This window comes from Vibrio astriarenae (genome assembly GCF_010587385.1).
Classification (GTDB): Bacteria; Pseudomonadota; Gammaproteobacteria; order Enterobacterales; family Vibrionaceae; genus Vibrio; species Vibrio astriarenae.
This window is the reverse complement of sequence record NZ_CP047475.1, coordinates 2,595,636-2,611,023: the sequence shown is the minus strand read 5'-3', so window position 1 is coordinate 2,611,023 and position 15,388 is coordinate 2,595,636. Positions and strand designations below refer to the sequence as shown.

Below are 15,388 nucleotides of genomic sequence, written 5' to 3'. Positions count from 1 at the left end.
AATAAGCAATGGCAATCGAAATTAATGTACCTGATATCGGTGCGGATGAGGTTGAAGTTACTGAGATTCTTGTAAGCGTTGGCGACAAGGTTGAAGAAGAGCAGTCTCTGATCACTGTTGAAGGCGACAAAGCTTCTATGGAAGTGCCAGCGTCTCAAGCGGGTATCGTAAGAGAGATCAAAGTAGCGGAAGGCGATTCTGTTACTACTGGTTCTCTAATCATGATTTTCGAAGCTGAAGCGGCCGGCGCTCCGGGTGCCGCTGCAGAAGCGGCTCCTGCGGCAGCTCCAGCAGTTGAAGCAGCACCAGTTGCAGCTCCTGCAGCGGCGGCTGAGCTTAAAGAAGTTCACGTACCAGATATCGGCGGTGATGAAGTTGAAGTAACTGAAATCATGGTTGCTATCGGTGATGCAGTGGAAGAAGAGCAATCTCTTCTTACTGTTGAAGGCGACAAAGCTTCAATGGAAGTTCCTGCACCATTCGCTGGTACAGTTAAAGAAATCAAGATCGCTTCTGGTGACTCAGTTTCTACTGGTTCTCTAGTAATGGTATTCGAAGTTACTGGTTCAGCACCTGCAGCAGCTCCTGCTCTAGCGGCGGCAGCACCAGTTGCAGCTGCTCCAGCAGCATCAGCAGAAAAAGAAGTAAACGTTCCTGATATCGGCGGTGACGAAGTAGAAGTTACTGAAGTAATGGTAGCGGTTGGCGATACAGTAGAAGAAGAGCAATCTCTAATTACTGTTGAAGGCGACAAAGCTTCAATGGAAGTTCCTGCACCATTCGCTGGTACAGTTAAAGAAATCAAGATTGCGGCTGGCGACAAAGTGTCAACTGGCTCTCTAATCATGACTTTCGTTGTAGAGGGCGCTGCGCCTGCGCCTGTTGCAGCACCTGCACAAGCAGCAGCTCCAGCGGCGGCTCCTGCTCCTAAAGCAGAAGCACCTGCAGCGGCTCCAGCAGCTGGCGACTTCCAAGAAAACGGTGACTACGCGCACGCTTCTCCAGTTGTTCGTCGTCTTGCTCGCGAATTTGGCGTGAACCTTTCTAAGGTTAAAGGTACTGGTCGTAAGAGCCGTATCCTTAAAGAAGACGTTCAGTCTTACGTTAAAGATGCACTTAAGCGTCTTGAGTCTGGTGCTGCGGCATCTGGCAAAGGCGGCGACGGCTCTGCTCTTGGTCTACTACCTTGGCCAAAAGTTGACTTCAGCAAGTTCGGCGAAACTGAAGTTCAGAAGCTTTCTAAGATCAAGAAGATCTCTGGTGCAAATCTACACCGTAACTGGGTAATGATCCCTCACGTTACACAGTGGGATAACGCAGACATCACTGAGCTAGAAGCATTCCGTAAAGAGCAGAACGCAATCGAAGCGAAGAAAGACACTGGTATGAAGATCACTCCTCTTGTGTTCATCATGAAAGCTGTTGCTAAAGCGCTAGAAGCGTTCCCAGCGTTTAACTCTTCTCTTTCTGAAGATGGCGAAAGCATCATTCTTAAGAAGTACGTAAACGTAGGTATCGCAGTTGATACTCCAAACGGTCTAGTTGTTCCTGTATTCAAAGACGTGAACAAGAAAGGCATCTACGAGCTATCTGAAGAGCTAATGGCTGTGTCTAAGAAGGCACGTGCTGGTAAGCTAACTGCAGCTGACATGCAAGGCGGTTGTTTTACAATCTCTAGCCTTGGTGGCATCGGTGGTACTGCATTTACGCCAATCGTAAATGCGCCAGAAGTGGGTATCCTTGGTGTGTCTAAGTCTGAAATGAAGCCAATTTGGAACGGCAAAGAGTTTGAACCTCGCCTACAGCTTCCACTGTCTCTGTCATACGATCACCGTGTGATTGACGGTGCTGAAGGTGCGCGTTTCATTACGTTCCTAAATAGTGCACTATCAGACATTCGTCGTCTGGTTCTATAGTCGACGAAACTTCGAGAGGCGGCAGATGTCGCCTCTATTAAATTATAAGACGATGATATTTTCCGATTGAATTGTCGTCTGGCTCACAGGCTAAATTGATTTACTTTTCACACCATTAACATCTCTGTAAACTGTTGGTCGGTCTGAAAACGTTGTAAAACGCGAAAGAAAATAATCAATCCTCAATTAGCCTGTTAGGGATAATGACTACAAGAGGTCAAAATGAGCAAAGAAATTAAAGCCCAAGTTGTTGTACTAGGTTCTGGTCCTGCTGGTTATTCAGCGGCATTCCGTTGTGCTGACCTAGGTCTAGAAACTGTTCTAGTTGAGCGTTACAGCACGCTAGGTGGTGTTTGTCTAAATGTGGGTTGTATCCCATCAAAAGCACTTCTTCACGTATCAAAAGTCATTGAAGAAGCGAAAGCAATGGCGGATCACGGCGTTGTATTTGGTGAGCCACAAACAGATATTGAAAAAATCCGTATCTGGAAAGATAAGGTTGTAAACCAGTTGACTGGCGGCCTTGGTGGTATGGCTAAGCAGCGTAAAGTAACAGTAGTTAACGGCTACGGTAAGTTTACTGGCCCTAACTCAATTGTGGTTGAAGGCGAAGAGACAACAACCATCAACTTCGATAATGCGATTGTTGCAGCAGGTTCTCGTCCAATCAAATTGCCATTTATTCCACATGAAGATCCACGTATTTGGGACTCGACAGACGCACTTGAGCTGAAAGAAGTACCTGGAAAACTCCTTATCATGGGTGGTGGTATCATCGGTCTAGAGATGGGTACGGTATACCACTCACTAGGCTCTCAGGTCGATGTCGTTGAGATGTTCGATCAGGTTATTCCTGCAGCGGACAAAGATATCGTTAAGGTTTACACCAAGCGTATCAAAGACAAGTTCAACCTGATGCTAGAAACCAAAGTGACTGCCGTTGAAGCAAAAGAAGACGGTATCTACGTTTCAATGGAAGGCAAGAAGGCGCCAGCTGAAGCAGAGCGCTACGATGCGGTTCTAGTTGCTATCGGCCGTGTACCAAACGGTCTACTGATCGATGGCGAAAAAGCAGGCCTAGAAATTGATGAGCGTGGCTTCATTAACGTTGATAAGCAGATGCGTACTAACGTGCCTCATATCTTCGCTATCGGCGATATCGTTGGTCAGCCAATGCTTGCACACAAAGGTGTGCATGAAGGTCACGTAGCTGCAGAAGTTATCTCTGGTAAGAAGCACTACTTTGACCCTAAAGTTATTCCTTCAATTGCTTACACTGAGCCAGAAGTGGCTTGGGTTGGTAAGACTGAAAAAGAAGCGAAAGCCGAAGGTATTAACTACGAAGTGGCAACATTCCCATGGGCTGCTTCAGGTCGTGCAATTGCCTCTGACTGTGCTGACGGTATGACAAAGCTGATTTTTGACAAAGAGTCTCACCGTGTTATTGGTGGTGCAATCGTTGGTACTAACGGTGGTGAGCTACTGGGTGAAATCGGTTTGGCTATCGAAATGGGTTGTGATGCAGAAGATATCGCTCTGACTATCCACGCTCACCCAACACTGCACGAATCAGTAGGTCTAGCCGCTGAGGTGTTTGAAGGCTCAATTACTGACCTGCCAAACAAGAAAGCAGTGAAGAGAAAGTGATCTCGACTGACATCAATAAGTGGGTCTAGTCCCACTTATTACAGATAAAACAAAGCCGCTTTTTAAGAAGCGGCTTTGTGGTTTTTGCGATGCTAAAAAGGGCCTTTATTGCTGCTCATGCTTGTAAATACAGAGCATATTTAAATAACTGTCTGCAAGTGTATTGAGTTCTCCCGCCTCTTCAATCCGATTACCTTGAATGAAGAGTGAGTATAGGATGCCGTGGAAGAGGGAAGCGATGTGGCTAGGGTCATGCTCATCACAGATCTCATCACGCTCCATCGCCACTTTGAACATGTGCTGCAATAGTTTTAGATTGGTTTGATTGCTGGATAAGAACAGTGGCCACACATCACTACGTGTAGATGCACTCCATTCAAACCAGACTTTCATCCAGCTACAGTCTTCCTGCACCATTTTAATAATAGCGCCAGTAATGCACTTGAGGTTTTCTCTAGCGTGCCTGTCGAGGTCGATACTGTCGGATAGAAAATTAGAGTATTTTCGTTCGACAAATTGCAGTACGTCATCGACTAGGTCTTCTCGAGTAGGGAAGTAGTTGAATACAGTCGCAACAGAAACGTTAGCGATCTCTGCTATGTCAGCATGACCACCACGCCCGATGCCACGACAGGCAAATACTTCCATTGCAATTTCCATTAACTGCTCACGACGTTTTTGTGGCGATAAGCGAGTTCTAGGTCTAGATTTAGGTTTGTCCGTTAAGCCTACATCTTGTTTTTGAGTAGGTGAGTCCATATAAGTTCCTTGCCTAAGTAACGTTGGCGCATTGAATAAAATCGTCTCGGTAGTCGATATGTTCAATGCACGTTTTATAACTAGAGTTGTTGGGAATAAATCCCTAAACGTACTCCATTGATTTTTATAATAATGATCACTAAGTGTACTGATGCATATCCATCGGGTCAATAATAGACAGAGATCGTTGTTTTAAACCTCGTGTCAGTTCAAGTTTTGAGCGTCAAAAAAATGTTGTTTGAGTATGAGTGTTACGACGTGTCTTCACCTATGGGGAAACCGCAGTCAGTGGTAGAATACGACCGATTTTTCAGATAATGAGATGAATATGAAACATAAAGTAGAGATTATGATTTCTGAGCAAGAGGTTCAGGAACGCATTCGCACTCTTGGTAAAGAGATTACGCAGCACTACCAAGGCAGTGAAGATCTTGTTCTTGTTGGCCTATTGCGTGGCTCATTTGTGTTTATGGCGGATCTAGCTCGTGCTATCGATTTGACGCATCAAGTCGATTTTATGACGGCATCGAGCTACGGTAACTCGATGGAAAGCTCTCGTGATGTGAAAATCCTTAAAGATCTGGACGATGACATCAAAGGCAAAGATGTTCTTTTAGTCGAAGACATTATTGATACAGGCAATACTTTGAATAAAGTAAAGGAGATTCTGTCTCTGCGTGAGCCAAAGTCAATTCGTATCTGTACGCTACTGGATAAACCATCACGCCGCGAAGTTGATGTGCCGGTTGATTGGATTGGTTTCTCGATTCCAGATGAGTTCGTCGTGGGTGTGGGTATCGACTACGCGCAGAAGTACCGTCATCTGCCATACATTGGAAAAGTGATTCCGTTGTAAGTGTCTGTGTTTATATCTCGCTTTTAAAGTTAGGTATAGTGCAGATAAAACAAAGCCCACCGTTTGGTGGGCTTTGTTGTTTATTACGTTAAAGCAAACAATTATAGAGCGGCAATGGTTGTTTTTTGCTCTTCTAGCTTAGCTAACGTCTCTTTGTAGCCTTCAAGCTTCTCACGCTCTTTAGCAACAACCGCTTCAGGTGCCTTAGCAACGAAGCCTTCGTTACCTAGTTTACCTTCGATGCGCTTGATTTCGCCGTGAGTTTTCTTGATTTCACCATCTAGACGAGCAAGCTCAGCGTCTTTATCGATTAGACCCGCCATTGGGATCATCAGCTCAGACTTCTCAACCAGTTTAGTTGCACAAGCAGGCGTATCTTCGCCTTCTGCGAGTACTTTAATCTCGTCTAGCTTAGCTAGCGAGCTTAGTACCGTCTTGTTTGCTTCGATACGTGCTGCGTCTTTCTCATCAGCCAGTTTAACCATTACTGATAGACCCTTGCTTGGGGCAATGTCGTATTCAGCACGTAGGTTACGGATAGCTGTGATGAATGTCTTAACCCACTCGATGTCAGCTACGATCTCAGCGTCGAAGTTCTCTTCGTTAAACTGAGGCAGAGCTTGAGTCATTATTGTCTCACCGTCAACGCCATCTACTAGCGGCTTCACGCTCTGCCAGATAGATTCAGTGATGTAAGGCAGTACTGGGTGAGCCAGACGTAGCGTCTTCTCAAGAACCGTGATTAGCGTGTAACGAGTCGCTTGCTGCTGAGCTTCAGTACCCTTCCAAAGAACAGGTTTCGTTAGCTCTAGGTACCAGTCACAGAATTGGTTCCAGATGAATTCGTAAAGCGTATTTGCTGCCATGTCTAGACGGTAGTTGTCTAGGTGAGCGTTAAACTCTTTCGCTGCGATTTCAAATTGAGATTCAATCCACTTGTCAGCTAGAGAGAATTCCATGTTAGCGCGCTCTTCTGCTGATAGAGACATGCCACAATCGTGTTCTTCTGTGTTCATCAATACGTAACGGCTTGCGTTCCATAGCTTATTACAGAAGTTACGGTAACCCTCAAGACGCTTCATATCCCAGTTGATGTCACGGCCAGTTGAAGCCATGGCAGCAAGAGTGAAACGCAGTGCATCAGTACCGTATGGTTCGATACCGTTTTCGAAAGTCTTACGCGTGTTTTTCTCAATCTTCTTCGCTAGTTGAGGCTGCATCATGTTGCCACAACGCTTCTCTACTAGAGACTCAAGGTCGATACCATCAATCATGTCGATTGGGTCAAGTACGTTACCCTTAGACTTAGACATCTTGTCGCCGTTCTCGTCACGGATAAGGCCCGTCACATAAACTGTCTTGAATGGTACTTGTGCTTTACCGTTCTCATCTTTGTTGAAGTGCATGGTCATCATGATCATACGCGCAACCCAGAAGAAGATAATGTCGAAGCCCGTTACAAGAACGTCAGATGGGTGGAACGTCTTCAGGTCTTCAGTTTGCTCTGGCCAGCCTTGCGTGCCGAACGTCCAAAGTGCAGAAGAGAACCATGTATCTAGTACGTCGTCGTCTTGGCGCAGAACAACGACAGGTGCAAGGTTGTTATTTGCACGTACATCTTCTTCTGTGCGACCTACGTATACGTTGCCATCGTTGTCGTACCATGCTGGGATGCGGTGACCCCACCAAAGCTGACGAGAGATACACCAATCTTGAATGTCACGCATCCAAGAGAAGTACATGTTTTCGTATTGCTTAGGAACGAATTGGATTTCGCCATCTTCAACCGCTTTAACTGCAGGCTCAGCAAGAGGTGCAGCACGTACATACCATTGGTCCGTTAGCATTGGTTCAATAACCACGCCGCCACGGTCACCGTAAGGCACAGTTAGGTCGTGATCTTTGATTTCGTCTAGTAGACCTAGCTCTTCGAATTTCGCAACGATTGCCTTACGAGCAGCGAAACGCTCCATGCCTTGGAATTCTTCAGGCAGGTCAGTTGCGTAAACATCACTTGCTTCACCGTTAGTGCAGAACACTTCCGCTTCGTTGCGGATGTTTGCATCAAACGTCAGGATGTTGATCATTGGTAGCTTACAGCGCTTACCAACTTCGTAGTCATTAAAGTCGTGTGCTGGCGTGATTTTTACACAACCTGTACCTTTCTCCATGTCTGCGTGCTCATCACCAACGATTGGGATGCGACGGTCAACAAGAGGAAGTAGGATTTCTTTACCGATCAGATCTTTATAGCGAGGATCTTCTGGGTTAACCGCAACGCCAGTATCACCAAGCATGGTTTCTGGACGCGTTGTTGCCACTACGATGTAGTCTTTGCCTTCAGCTGTCTTAACGCCGTCAGCTAGAGGGTAGCGGAAGTGCCACATATGACCTTTTTTGTCTTTGTTTTCAACTTCAAGGTCAGAGATAGCTGTGTGTAGTTTCGGGTCCCAGTTAACCAGACGCTTACCGCGGTAGATTAGATCTTCTTCGTATAGACGAACGAATACTTCTTGAACTGCGTTAGACAGACCATCATCCATTGTGAAACGCTCACGGTCCCAGTCTACTGATGCACCTAGGCGACGAAGCTGCTTAGTAATTGTGCCACCAGATTCGTTTTTCCATTCCCAGATCTTGTCGATGAAAGCGTCACGACCGTAATCGTGCTTAGTTTTTCCTTCTTCTGCTGCGATTTTGCGCTCAACAACCATTTGAGTCGCGATACCAGCGTGGTCAGTACCAACTTGCCAAAGGGTGTTTTTGCCCTTCATACGTTCTGCACGGATCAGAGTGTCCATGATCGTATCTTGGAACGCGTGCCCCATGTGCAGGCTACCAGTGACGTTCGGTGGTGGGATCATGATGCTGTATGATTCTTTCGTCGTGTCACCGTGTGGCTTAAAGTAGCCTTTCTCTTCCCAAGCTTGGTATAGAGCTTGTTCAATTGAAGTTGGGTTGTATGTCGTTTCCATAGCGCTCTTTTAATTGATACGTTGATGGTTAATGCTTAGTCAATCTTTATAAGTGAGGGATCTTGTTGAAGATCGCCTTATCTATAAGGATTGACCGTTATTGATTCTCGATTGCGATAGTTTGCAGCTGATAGCCAGCTTGACGGTAGATTTTATATCTTTCTCGAGCTTGTTGCTTGGCTTTTTCTTCGCAAGGCACGAAGTCTACCACTTCGTTAAACTTGTTCGCAAAGGTTGTGTTATTTTCAGCCAAATTAATTACCAGTTGTCGATTCCACATGGGCTTAACGCCTTGGTGGCCGATCTCAATGCTGGTGCCATACTTGGGGCCTTCCCCCACTAAGTTGTGGCCAATAAACTCAGAGGGTTCCACTTGCCAAAACGCTTCGGCTAGCGTCTCTGCCTGCTCTTTATTGTTGGCATTGATATAAACCTTAGCACCTTGTTTAGCAAAATGCTGAGCGAGAAAAACCGTATATGAAATCAGCCCCTCGATAGTCGATTGCGGGCTGTTCTCCTGAGCAAGGTAGAAGGTGGCATTTGGCATTAGACGCTCTTTCCCCAAAACGAAAAAAGGGCCTTGCGGCCCTTTCGATAATCAGAATTTTACTCTTCTGTCTCTTGGCCACTGCGGTTAAGCAGGAATTGGACAAGCATAGAGACCGGACGACCGGTTGAACCTTTTGCAGCGCCAGACTTCCAAGCCGTACCTGCAATATCAAGGTGTGCCCAATTGTACTTCTTCGCGAACTTCGATAGGAAGCAGCCTGCCGTGATTGTGCCCGCAGGACGGCCGCCAATGTTTTGCATATCAGCAAATGGGCTACGTAGTTGCTCATGGTACTCATCTGCCATAGGTAGACGCCATGCGCGGTCACTTGCCTGCTCAGAAGCATTCACCAGCTCGTGTGCAAGTGGGTTATGGTTTGAAATCACACCACTGATGTGATGGCCCAGTGCAATCACACACGCACCCGTTAGCGTTGCAACGTCGACAACACAGTCTGGTTCGAAGCGTTCAGAGTAGGTGAGTGCATCACAAAGAACGAGGCGGCCTTCCGCATCGGTGTTGAGCACTTCAACGGTTTGACCTGACATTGTTGTCAGGATATCACCAGGGCGATATGCGTTGCTGCCCGGCATGTTTTCACAACCGGCGAGAACACCAATCACATTGATTGGTAGGTTCAGTTTCGCGAGCGCTTTCATCGCACCGAAGACAGAAGCAGCACCACACATGTCGTACTTCATCTCATCCATACCTTCACCTGGCTTGAGTGAAATACCCCCAGAATCGAAGGTTAGGCCTTTACCGATAAGAACAATCGGTTTGGCTTCAGCATCTGGGTTACCTTTGTATTCCATGATGGACATCATCGACTCATTCTTAGAGCCGCGACCCACTGCTAGGTATGACGTCATACCTAGCTTTTCCATCTCTTGCTCACCGATGATCTTAGTCGTTACCGTGTCGTAGTCGTCTGCTAGACGACGAGCTTGAGAGGCAAGGTAAGCTGGGTTAGCAATGTTTGGTGGCATGTTGCCTAGATCTTTAGACGCTTTTACGCCAGAGGCAATGGCAAGACCGTGTGCAATGGCTTTTTCGCCAAGGTTTAGCTCACGGCGGGTTGGCACGTTAAATACGAGCTTGCGCAGTGGGCGGCGTGTTTCAGGCTTTTGGCTTTTGAATTGGTCGAAAGTGTAAAGACCATCTTTGGTTGCTTCTACTGCTTGGCGCACTTTCCAGTAGGTGTCGCGACCTTTTACGTGCAGCTCCGTTAAGAAACATACGGCTTCCATTGAGCCTGTTTCGTTAAGCGTATTGATGGTCTTTTGAATAATTTCTTTGTATTGACGCTCACCAAGCTCACGCTCTTTGCCACAGCCAACAAGAAGAACACGCTCTGAGAGCACGCCCGGTACTTGATGCAGAAGTAGCATCTGGCCAGGTTTTCCTTCTAGGTCACCGCGGCGTAGTAGTGAACTGATGTAGCCGTCACTGATTTTATCAAGTTGCTCTGCAACTGGAGATAGTCGGCGTGGTTCAAAGACGCCAACGACGATACACGCGCTGCGTTGCTTCTCCGGACTGCCACTTTTTACACTGAACTCCATGCGTACTCCTACATCCTAAAGACAAATAGTGCTAAATGTTAGATAATAGAGATATTCCTCACCAGCGTACTTACTTTTGGCGACGTTGACCTTGTATCTCACAGTTAGACAAAATAGATAAAATTAAAAGGTTCAACGAGAAATTATAGTTATTCGACCAAAAAAACAAGTTTTGTATAGGTAATTTCGGCGTGATAATTGTTCGATATTTGATCCGGGAAACATTGAAGAGCCAATTTGCTATCTTCTTTATCCTTTTTTTAGTGTTTTTGAGCCAAAAATTCATTCGAGTTTTGGCTGATGCCTCTGATGGCGATATTCCTGCACGTATGATTATGTCTATCGTGGGTTTGAACATGCCTGCGATGGGGTTGTTGATGCTACCGCTGAGTTTGTTTATCGGTATTTTGCTGACTTATGGCCGCCTATACGCCGAAAGTGAGATTACCGTGATGAATGCGACGGGTATCGGCAACAAGTTTCTCGTGAGAGCATCACTTTATCTTGCGATCATCACGGGTACTGTCGCGGCATTCAATGCTTTTTACCTGGCTCCTTGGGCGCAAGACAAAGAAGCAAAATTACTTGAGGAGTTTGCCTCAGAAAACAGTGTAGAGCTTCTACAAACGGGTAGCTTTCAGCGTACGCCAGATGGTTCATCGGTGGTCTTTATCGATGATATTAAGGGTAAGCAACTTGATAGCGTGTTCGTTGCCCAGCTGCAGCCGCGTGATTCGCTGCTCCCTAGTGTGATGTTTTCTAAGTCAGGTGTGGTGCAAGAGACCAGTGATGGCCGTCAGGTGATCAAGATGTTTGATGGGACACGCTATGAAGGTCTACCGACGCGCGTCGATTATCGAATTACCAATTTTGAGCAGTACGAAGGGGTGATAGGCCAACGTGAAGTGAAACGCAGAGGGCGTGATTGGGAAGCGTTGCCAACGCTAACTCTAGCCAAAATGGACGACCCGAAAGCGCAAGCAGAGCTGCAGTGGCGTATCTCTCTGGTGGTGTGTATTCCACTGTTGACCATGCTTGTGGTGCCTTTGTCTGCGGTAAACCCTCGCCAAGGGCGTTTTGCTAAAATGGGACCTGCGATTCTGATCTATTTGGCTTACTTCCTTTCGATCAGTGCAACCAAATCTGCCCTTGAAGATGGGACGATCCCTACCTTTATTGGTATGTGGCCAATCAATATTGCCCTGCTGTTTACCGCGATCGGTGCCAACAGTTTAGACAGTATTCAAGTACGCAAATTTAAAGACAAACTCAGACAGAAAAGGATAGCCAAAGCTCGTGTTTAAGTTATTAGACTGGTATATCGGTCGCACCATTATTGCGACGTCTTCTCTAGTTTTAGCGACGTTTGTCGGGCTGTCAGGCATCATTAAGTATGTTGAGCAGCTGCGAAAAGTCGGTCAGGGCAGTTATGACCTTATTCAAGCGCTGTTTTTTGTGTTACTGAGTATCCCTCGTGATGTTGAGATGTTCTTTCCGATGGCAGCACTGCTGGGTGCGCTTATCGGTCTTGGGATGTTGGCATCAAGTTCAGAGCTGGTGGTGATGCAGGCGGCAGGCTTCTCCAAATTGAATATCGGAATGTCGGTCCTCAAGACCGCACTGCCTCTGATGGTAATTGTCATGCTGTTAGGGGAGTGGGGGGCACCGCAGGCGCAAAAAATGGCGCGTGATTTACGTGCGATAGCGACCTCTGGTGGTCAGATACTATCTGTTCGTACCGGTGTATGGGCACGAGATACCAATGATTTTATCTTTATCGCTAAAGTCGATGATGATCGCTTATACGGCGTGAATATTTGGCGTTTTGACCAAGATCGCGAGTTAAAGCAGGTGATCACCAGTGAAGAAGCGATTTTTATTGAAGACAGTGTCTGGCAGATGCAAGGGGCTCATGTCACCAGCTTTGATAGCCAAGGGGCAGAGATTTCTAAGAGCGTGCTCGCGGGGTATCGCTGGCAAACGGCTCTAGAGCCTGACAAGTTGGCCGTTGTGACGGTGAAGCCTGAAGAGCTTTCACTCAGTGGTCTCTGGGATTATGTCACGTTTTTGAAGGCATCTGAGCAAGACTCTTCGCGCTATGAGCTGGCACTGTGGCGCAAGGTGACACAGCCGTTTTCGATTGCGGTTATGATGCTGATGGCTCTGTCGTTTATTTTTGGTCCACTACGCAGCGTGACCATGGGGGCAAGAATCCTCTCTGGTGTGATTGCTGGATTTAGTTTCTACATCTCAAGCGAATTCTTTGGTCCGTTGAGTTTGGTCTACGGTTTCCCTCCAGTACTTGGCGCCGTTGCTCCAAGTTTGGTGTTCTTATCCGTGGCGATTATGCTGCTCAGACGCAAGCTGTAATAAACCCGAAACAACAAAAAAGGAAGGCATTCATTCGCCTTCCTTTTTTCTTTCTAGCACAATGAGTTATTTCAAAATACCCGAGTTGAGGATTTTCACCATGGCTAATGGGTAGTTTGCCTCTAGTGTTTCTCTGCTATCACAGCGCACACCAAGATCTTTCAATACACCATCACCGATACCGTAGACCACTCCGTGAATCTCAATATCTTGACCACGCTCCCAAGCTGACTGGAGGATGGTTGAGTTACCAAGGTTGTATACTTGCTCTGCCACGTTAATCTCACACAGCTTATCGCCCCACTGCTCGCGAGGTAGCTCTTCTAAGTAGGACTTATGAGTGCGGTAGAGATCGCGAATATGCAGCAGCCAGTTGTTGATCAGACCCAGCTGTGGATTATCAATAGCGGCATTCACACCACCACAACCGTAGTGACCACATACGATGATGTGTTTTACTTTCAGGACATCAACCGCATACTGCACCACTGACAAGCAGTTTAAGTCAGTATGAACAACTTGGTTTGCTACATTACGGTGTACGAATAGCTCACCCGAGTAGAGCCCAGTTAATCGCTCTGCGGGTACACGACTGTCTGAGCAACCAATCCATAGAAAACCCGGGCTTTGTCCCTCTTCTAGCTTGGCAAAGTACTCCGGCGTCTCAGCTTTCAATGACTCAGACCACTTTGAGTTATTCTCAAATAACTGTTTAATTTCAGGCATCTTACTTACTCACCCATAACAAAAAATCTACCGCCACTATACCTGATGTTTGATGTGGCTTCCTCATTTAATCGTTTGCGTTTCACTTGTCTGACGTCTTATCAGTTAAGGGATTTACCAGTTATAACCAAGATTATTGACGACCTTACTATCCGTTATTGATGTTTTGTTACAATTAGCGGAATATCCATCACGCGTAGGGGGTGGCGATAACCCTTTGAAAAATGTTGATATAGATGGAGTTACAACGTGTTTGGAAATCGTTTTGATGATATCAACCTAAAAGGTGATCTGTTTGGTGGTGTGACAACGGCAATCATCTCTTTGCCTTTGGCGCTTGCTTTCGGTGTGGCATCGGGAGCAGGAGCGGAAGCCGGTTTATGGGGGGCGATTTTAGTGGGTTTATTTGCCTCCTTGTTTGGTGGTTCAAATACGCTGATTTCAGAGCCGACTGGCCCAATGACCGTGATCATGACGGCGGTGTTAACCAGCATGATGGCAAAGTACCCGGAATCCGGTATGGCGATGACCTTTACTGTCGTCATGATGGCGGGGGCCTTCCAAGTCCTTTTGGGCACACTCAAGCTTGGGAAATACGTCACCTTGATGCCCTACAGTGTGATCTCAGGCTTCATGTCCGGGATTGGCGTGATATTGATTATTCTCCAGCTCTCACCATTGATGGGGCATGCTGCGCCAGCAGGTGGGGTTCTCGGCACACTCAAGGCATTACCGGATATTGTTGAGAATCTTAAATTTAGCGAACTGTTGCTTGGGTTACTGACGTTATCTATCTTATTTCTGTTTCCGAAAAAGTACCGCAAGTATGTCCCGGCACAGCTGGTGGCACTGGTTGCTGTGACGCTCTTGTCGGTCATTCTATTTGATACCGAGTCAATTCGTCGCATTGGAGAGATTCCGGCAGGTTTGCCTTCACTGGTTATTCCCCATATTAACCCTGCTATGTTCACAGAGATGGTTATCGATGCGCTTGTGTTGGGCACGCTGGGCTGTATTGATACCTTGTTGACTGCGGTCATTGGTGACTCCTTGACGCGGAAAGAGCATGACTCCGACAAAGAGCTGCGTGGTCAAGGGCTCGCTAATATGATCTCTGGCTTGTTTGGCGCCCTACCTGGCGCGGGGGCGACGATGGGCACGGTGACCAACATTCAAGTGGGTGCTCGTTCACCACTATCGGGTGTCGCGCGCGCATTGGTCTTAGCGCTTGTGGTACTGGTTGCGGGTGGCTTAACAGAACCTATCCCAATGGCAGTACTCGCAGGTATCGCGGTCTATGTTGGCTTCAATATCTTGGACTGGAGTTTTATTCAGCGTGCTCACAAAGTCAGTTTCCCTGGTATGGCCGTGATGTATGGCGTAATGATGCTCACGGTGTTTGTTGACCTGATTGTGGCGGTTGGTCTTGGTGTCTTTATTTCTAACATCATTATCATTGAGCGCTTGAGTCGTGAACAGGCTCGCCAAGTCAAAGCCATCAGTGATGCAGACGAAGATGATGTGCCATTGACGGACAGTGAACGTCAGTTACTCGACAAAGCGGGCGGCAAGGTGCTGTTTTTCTACCTGTCTGGGCCGATGATCTTCAGTGTTTCAAAGGCAATATCACGACAGCACAGTAGTATCTCCGATTATCAAGCGATGATATTAGATCTGACCGATGTTCCTATGATTGATGTCACCGTTGGGCTTGCCCTAGAGAATGCGATCAAAGATGCGCTCGATGCTGATTGTCAGGTTTATCTGCTCTGCCCTAATGAAGCGACTAAGCAGCAGCTAGAGAAGTTTCACGTCTTGGATTTGGTGCCAGATAGTAATACCTTCAGCTTCCGTTCTCAGGCGCTCAATGCAGCCGTGGAAGGGGTATCTTCTGTGCAAGAAACTGAAACGCTGCAAGTGATCAATTAAGTACACTCTCATCAGATTAAAGCTCATAGTCCGATATGAGCTTTTCATTTCGATTAATATGGAATTATCAATTGTAGTCCCCATAGTTCAGCGCT

The 15,388-nt window shown here is 46.8% G+C and carries 11 protein-coding genes; 6 read left to right on the top strand and 5 right to left on the bottom strand.

Annotation, left to right across the window (positions count from 1 at the left end; genetic code table 11):
• The first annotated feature begins 8 nt into the window (after window positions 1–8).
• Window positions 9–1,916: a pyruvate dehydrogenase complex dihydrolipoyllysine-residue acetyltransferase gene (gene aceF, locus GT360_RS12090; RefSeq protein ID WP_164649123.1), complete on the top strand. Its 1,908-nt coding sequence runs from the start codon at window positions 9–11 to the stop codon at window positions 1,914–1,916.
• A 222-nt stretch (window positions 1,917–2,138) separates the two neighbouring features.
• Window positions 2,139–3,563, top strand: coding sequence for a dihydrolipoyl dehydrogenase (gene lpdA / locus GT360_RS12085; protein ID WP_164649122.1), 1,425 nt, complete (start codon window positions 2,139–2,141; stop codon window positions 3,561–3,563).
• Between the two features lie 105 nt (window positions 3,564–3,668).
• Here the strand turns inward: lpdA and GT360_RS12080 are convergent, their stop codons facing one another.
• The gene (locus GT360_RS12080; RefSeq protein WP_164649121.1) at window positions 3,669–4,322 is read right to left on the bottom strand and encodes a LuxR/HapR/OpaR family quorum-sensing transcriptional regulator; all 654 of its coding nucleotides are present in this window, start codon (window positions 4,320–4,322) and stop codon (window positions 3,669–3,671) included.
• A 328-nt stretch (window positions 4,323–4,650) separates the two neighbouring features.
• On the opposite strand from GT360_RS12080, the gene hpt reads away from it, so the two are divergent.
• Complete coding sequence (hpt, locus tag GT360_RS12075; RefSeq protein WP_164649120.1) at window positions 4,651–5,178, top strand: hypoxanthine phosphoribosyltransferase; 528 nt, start codon at window positions 4,651–4,653, stop codon at window positions 5,176–5,178.
• Between the two features lie 101 nt (window positions 5,179–5,279).
• Here hpt and GT360_RS12070 read toward each other — a convergent pair whose 3' ends face one another.
• The 3 genes from GT360_RS12070 to pepA all read right to left on the bottom strand — a co-directional run bounded on the left by GT360_RS12070 (window position 5,280) and on the right by pepA (window position 10,268).
• Window positions 5,280–8,153, bottom strand: a complete 2,874-nt coding sequence (locus tag GT360_RS12070) for a valine--tRNA ligase (protein WP_164649119.1) — start codon at window positions 8,151–8,153, stop codon at window positions 5,280–5,282.
• A gap of 97 nt (window positions 8,154–8,250) precedes the next feature.
• Window positions 8,251–8,700 carry a DNA polymerase III subunit chi gene (locus GT360_RS12065; RefSeq protein WP_164649118.1) on the bottom strand — a complete coding sequence of 150 codons (450 nt, stop codon included), beginning with the start codon at window positions 8,698–8,700 and terminating at the stop codon, window positions 8,251–8,253.
• Between the two features lie 59 nt (window positions 8,701–8,759).
• Complete coding sequence (pepA, locus tag GT360_RS12060; RefSeq protein ID WP_164649117.1) at window positions 8,760–10,268, bottom strand: leucyl aminopeptidase; 1,509 nt, start codon at window positions 10,266–10,268, stop codon at window positions 8,760–8,762.
• 191 nt (window positions 10,269–10,459) lie between these two features.
• Between pepA and lptF the strand changes: the two genes are divergently transcribed.
• Window positions 10,460–11,572, top strand: coding sequence for an LPS export ABC transporter permease LptF (gene lptF, locus GT360_RS12055; RefSeq protein WP_164649116.1), 1,113 nt, complete (start codon window positions 10,460–10,462; stop codon window positions 11,570–11,572).
• Window positions 11,565–12,638 (top strand): LPS export ABC transporter permease LptG, encoded by a 1,074-nt coding sequence (lptG, locus tag GT360_RS12050; protein ID WP_164649115.1) that lies wholly within the window; start codon window positions 11,565–11,567, stop codon window positions 12,636–12,638. Before lptF ends, lptG begins: the two co-directional genes overlap by 8 nt.
• A 66-nt stretch (window positions 12,639–12,704) precedes the next feature.
• Here the strand turns inward: lptG and can are convergent, their stop codons facing one another.
• Window positions 12,705–13,364: a carbonate dehydratase gene (can, locus tag GT360_RS12045; RefSeq protein WP_164649114.1), complete on the bottom strand. Its 660-nt coding sequence runs from the start codon at window positions 13,362–13,364 to the stop codon at window positions 12,705–12,707.
• 249 nt (window positions 13,365–13,613) lie between these two features.
• Between can and GT360_RS12040 the strand changes: the two genes are divergently transcribed.
• Complete coding sequence (locus GT360_RS12040) at window positions 13,614–15,293, top strand: SulP family inorganic anion transporter (RefSeq protein WP_164649113.1); 1,680 nt, start codon at window positions 13,614–13,616, stop codon at window positions 15,291–15,293.
• Window positions 15,294–15,388 lie beyond the last annotated feature (95 nt).